1 protein-coding gene is annotated in these 479 nt (G+C 39.9%); it reads right to left on the reverse strand.

Annotated elements, in window-relative coordinates:
• Positions 1–144: 144 nt before the first annotated feature.
• Positions 145–479: hypothetical protein (locus BTA35_RS18010; RefSeq protein WP_202931302.1), on the reverse strand; the 335-nt coding region annotated here is incomplete at its 5' end.

Consider the following 479-nt stretch of genomic DNA (forward strand, 5'->3'; position numbering starts at 1 on the left):
GAATTAAGTTATCAAGGGTTGCGGTTGTAATACCTTTTCTAGTTTTAATCTCGTCAATTAAAGCCATCTTATACACTCCCTTTTTTGTAACAAAAATGAGAAGGGAATTTATCCCTTCCCACTTTTAAAATTCATTGGTTACTATTATCCACCCACACCAGGTGATGCAGGGATAGTATCCCGCATAGTCATTTGAATAACGCCTTCAGGAATTTCAGCTAATAACTGTAACCCAGTGATAGCAACAGTATCATAAGCAAAACGCTCAGGAATAGCTTTATGAGTAATTCCCACAAGTCCAGTTGCGTCACTCGTTAAATCAAACGCTGAACCAACAGCGCCCCCCACGTTTGCATAAGCTAAGATTAAGTTATTCGGAACAGTTGCGTAAATTTTGCCTTGTGGAACATCGGTGAATGAAAGAATAGTCACGCCACCAACAAAGCCCGTAATATAAGTAAGTCCGAACGCTGTTTGAG

The sequence above is a fragment of the Oceanospirillum linum genome (genome assembly GCF_001995095.2).
Taxonomy (GTDB): Bacteria; Pseudomonadota; Gammaproteobacteria; order Pseudomonadales; family Halomonadaceae; genus Oceanospirillum; species Oceanospirillum linum.